This is a genomic window from Nocardia sp. NPDC060220 (genome assembly GCF_042727815.1).
GTDB lineage: Bacteria > Actinomycetota > Actinomycetes > Mycobacteriales > Mycobacteriaceae > Nocardia.
The window spans coordinates 1-4,466 of the sequence record NZ_JBHWZY010000585.1 but is presented as its reverse complement, the minus strand read 5'-3'; the positions used below and the strand labels follow the sequence as shown (position 1 = coordinate 4,466).

At 61.8% G+C, this 4,466-nt stretch carries 3 protein-coding genes; all 3 read left to right on the top strand.

The window, feature by feature from the left end:
- Positions 1 to 797 precede the first annotated feature (797 nt).
- Positions 798 to 2,312 (top strand): flavin-containing monooxygenase, encoded by a 1,515-nt coding sequence (locus tag ACFWF3_RS25660; RefSeq protein ID WP_379315826.1) that lies wholly within the window; start codon positions 798 to 800, stop codon positions 2,310 to 2,312.
- Positions 2,309 to 3,322: an alpha/beta hydrolase gene (locus tag ACFWF3_RS25655; protein WP_379315824.1), complete on the top strand. Its 1,014-nt coding sequence runs from the start codon at positions 2,309 to 2,311 to the stop codon at positions 3,320 to 3,322. The genes ACFWF3_RS25660 and ACFWF3_RS25655 overlap by 4 nt, the downstream gene beginning before the upstream one ends.
- The coding region (locus ACFWF3_RS25650) for an AMP-binding protein (protein ID WP_379315822.1) at positions 3,319 to 4,466 on the top strand (1,148 nt) is incomplete at its 3' end. The genes ACFWF3_RS25655 and ACFWF3_RS25650, both read left to right, overlap by 4 nt.

Below are 4,466 nucleotides of genomic sequence, written 5' to 3'. Positions count from 1 at the left end.
CCTTTTAACAACACCCTTATTTGGGTGGCTCGTTTGTTTTTTTTATTCTTGTGGGGGGGGGTGGGGCCCCTCGGCGGGTTCTTTCCCCACACCGAGTTGTGCTCATCGACCCGGCGGCGCATCTGTTCCCGGGAATCACAGAGACGGGCATGCGCTCCGCGGCGGGCCCGCCTTGCCTGGGTTCGGCCGCGTCGTGGACGATTCCGCGGTCTCACGGTGGACTTGCCCGTACACAACGTGGGAAGTGTGCAGACTTCGCCGTACGAGCGCAGCCTTCCAGGATCATCGGCGCGCAAGTGGCAGCCGCGACGTATGCCCACGACGGCATTAGCCCTTCGGTCGAACATCCTCGCGTCCGCGACAGAGTTCGTGTGACCACACACGCCGCGGCAGCACTGCGACCGCGGCGGCAGAATCGCCAGCGACGCCGCCCCCGAGCATTGCTCGATTGTCGGGCGACGATCGTTGCGGCGGACTATCACCCGCACGCCAACCTGCACAACCGATCCGTCTAGGACCCTAGCTGCGGCCTAACCCGAACGTGCGCACCGCTTCAACAGCCTCATGGCCGACACCTTCAAGTCGATCACACCTGCAGTTCTGGTGATCGGCCTCACCTTCGCCCCCAGCAAAAGGGTCATCCCCCGCTCGCCGAGCATGCGCCAGGGCGTGCCGTTCCCTCCCTTTCAACGACCCAGAACATAATCGAACCGTTCATACACTTGACAAATTGTTCAGTCTATAGACACTATGGATGGTGTGAATTGGGTCATACCGAAGTGGAAAGAGGACCTCAGATGAACGATTTCGGCACGGTCGTCATCGGCGCTGGATTTTCCGGCCTGGCCATGGGCATTCGCCTGAAGAAGGAGGGCATCGCGGATTTCGTCATCCTCGAGCGCGCCGAGGACGTCGGCGGCGTGTGGCGCGACAACACCTATCCAGGCGTCGGGGTCGACACACCCTCGAAGTTCTACTCGCTGTCCACTGATCCGAATCCGTACTGGTCATCTCTCTTCGCACGCGGCGAGGAACTGCACTCCTACACCCGCGGGGTCGCGGAGCGCTACAACCTGATCAGTCACACCCGCTTTGGTACCGGAGTCGAGTCAGCACTATGGAGCCCGCGGCGAAGCCGCTGGGTAATCGAGACAACGGCCGGGATCTACACCGCACGCGTACTGATCACGGCAGCAGGCCTGGTCGCCGACCCATCGCTGCCCGCTGTTCCAGGCGCACGCGAGTTCGCCGGAGAGTGGTTCCATTCCTCCCAGTGGAACCACGATCATGACCTGAACGGTCGCAAGGTCGCCGTTGTCGGAACCGGCGCATCGGCCATTCAGTTCGTCCCTGCCATTGCCGACACCGTCGCCGAACTGCACGTCATTCAGCGCACTCCCTCGTGGGTGCGCCCGAAAGAGGAGATCGCTATCTCCGACAAAGCCCAGCGTCGGCTGGCCCGCTTCCCGCTCCTCATGGGGTTGGAGCGATCACTGTTCTACAGCATCGCCGAAGCGATGTCCTCTGCTCGCGGAAACAGATTCATCCGCGAAAAGATGCGCAAACAGTGCGAAGATCACCTCTATAGCCAGGTACCCGACCCCGCCCTCCGGGCTAAATTGCTGCCCGACTTCGACTACATGTGCAAGCGGCCGCTGATTTCCAACGCCTACTACCCGGCGCTGACCAAGCCGAACGTCACGCTGCACACCGGCGGTTTGGCCGCAGTGCGTGGCAACGTCGTGGTCACCGGCGAGGATGAAACGATCGAGGTGGACACCTTGATCTACAACACCGGCTTCGAAATCGGGGTCACGTCCCCGATCGCTCGCGTCGTTCGTGATGCCGAAGGACGATCACTGGCCGATCATTGGGGGGACAATCCGCGAGCATACAAAGGCGTTGCTGTGCCAGGGTTTCCAAATCTGTTCATCATGCAGGGCCCTAACGCCACCAGCGGTGTCAGTTCCTCGCTGGTCTTCGCCGAGGCACAGGCCATCTACATCACCGATGCGCTGACCAAGCTCGCGGCGGACGGGATCGAGACTTTCGCAGTCAAGCCGGAACGAGAAGCCCGCTGGACCAGCTGGGTGCGGCGTATGTCGAAAAAGATGGTGTACGAAACGGGCGGGTGCCGCAGCTACTACCTCAACAATGCGGGCGAGAACGTCGTCATGTGGCCAACATGGAGCGCCTCTTACCAATTGCGCACTCGACGTTTTGATAGTGACGCCTACATACTCACAAGAAAGCAGGATGCCGGGAACGGCGGTGTCGATGCCGTGACCGTCCCGACCGAGGTGTTGGCATGAAGATTCCTCGGCGCGCCCGCCTCATGGCGCGGATGCAGAAGATGTCGGCGAAGTCGTCGGTCATCGGCAAGACCCCCGCACAGATCCCCGCGCTCCGTGCGCGCTTGGCGGTCGAGCCGAACGTCCTCACGCGGTGGGTGTCGGGTCGGCTCGCCGGCAACGTCGTCGTCGAGGAGGCCTTCGCGGACCTACCGGGCCGGACGCTGAGGCTTCGCCTCTACAAACCGGCCGAATCCAGGTCAGAACCGCTCCCGGTGATCGTCGACTATCACGGTGGTGGATACGTCATCGGCGGGCCGGAGCTCAAGGACTGGTTCAACAGTCACTTGGCTAGACAGTTGGGCGCACTCGTCGTTTCTGTCGACTACCGGCTGGCACCTGAGCACCGCTTTCCTGCTGCGTACAACGACGCGATCGATGCGTACTGTTGGATCGCCTCGGCTGCAGAACGATGGAACGGTGATCCCTCCAGAATCGCAGTCACGGGCGACAGTGCCGGCGCGACATTGGCAGCCGGAATCGCGATCTCCGCAGCGCAGCGCAAGGAAATCCCCAATCCTCTGGCACAAGTGTTGCTCTACCCCGCGACGGACCTGTTCACGAGATACCCGTCGCAAGTCGAGAACGCCGTCGCACCGTTTCTCTCGGTGGAGGAATCCGATGCGTTCCTGGCCCACTACTGCTCGATTGCCGATCTCTCCGATGTGCGCGTCTCGCCGCTGCTTGCGCGCGACCTTTCCGGTGTCGCGCCTGCTGTCATCATCGTCGCCGAGCACGATCCCCTGCGCGACCAAGGCGTCGCCTTCGGCTCGGCACTCACCGCCGCGGGCGTCCGAAACCGCACCACCACTTACCCGGGTACGGCGCACGGCTTTCTATCGACTCCAGGGCTGTATCCAGGCGCCGTCCACGCGATGGCAGAAGTCACCGACGCACTCACCGAACTTCTGTCCGTCAACGACATGAACACCGACAACCGCAAGGCATCCAGCGCTGGAGGAGCGCAGTGAAGATCGACAACCGCCGTGTTCACGCGGCTCGCCAACTCAACATCGGGGACATTCCCCGACGCAGCGCGCAGCGTTTCCCTTCGAAACCGGCCATCATCGATGGAGACCGCGCCTTCACTTTCGCTGAATTCGAAGCGGCGGTGGACAGGACGGCGCAGGCGATCGTCGACTCGGGTCTGCAAACCGGGCAACGTATCGCCCTGCTGTCACACAACTGCTGGCAGTTCGCCGTATTGAATTTCGCGGCAGCCCGTAGCGGAGCAATCCTGGTCCCGATCAATTTCATGCTCAAACCCCATGAAATCGCATACATTCTCGACGACTGTACCCCGCAGGCTTTCATCGCCGAACAGCCCCTCATCGATACCGCTGACGCCGCATTGGACGCAGCGCGGACCACAGTCCCACAACGACTTGTCATCGATGGCGACTCCGATCGAATCGCCTCCTCCGGGTGGAAATCCCTCTCATCCTGGACCGATTTCGAAGGACCGTCATCGAAGATGCCGCTGCTCGCCGACGACGATCCTGTGCGGCTGATGTACACCAGTGGCACCGAGTCTCAGCCGAAAGGCGCGATGTTGAGTAGCCGGAGCCTACTCAGCGAGTATGTCAGCTGTATCGTCGACGGGCACATGAGCGCCGAGGACGTCGAAGTACATGCTCTGCCCTTGTACCATTGCGCGCAACTGGACTGCTTTCTGTCCGTCGACATCTACCTTGGCGCCACCAGTATCATCTTGGCGTCGCCGGACCCGGAGTCCGTCCTGAATGCCATCGCACACCATCGAGCGACGAAATTCTTCGCGCCGCCGACGGTATGGATTTCGCTGCTCCGCTCCGAGAGTTTCGATCGAACGGATTTGTCCACTCTCCGCAAGGGCTACTACGGAGCTTCCCCGATGCCGGTCGAGGTGCTGCGTGAGATGAGCAATCGGCTGCCTGCGACCCGGCTGTGGAACCTTTACGGGCAGACCGAGCTTGCCCCGGTTGTCGCGATCTTGCAGCCGGAGGATCAGCTCCGTAAAGCCGGAGCGGCTGGACGTCCAGTTCTCAACGTCGAGACCGCCGTCGTCGACTCGAGCGGGCATCCAGTGCCTGTGGGAACGGTGGGCGAGATCGTTCACCGCAGCCCCCAAGCGAC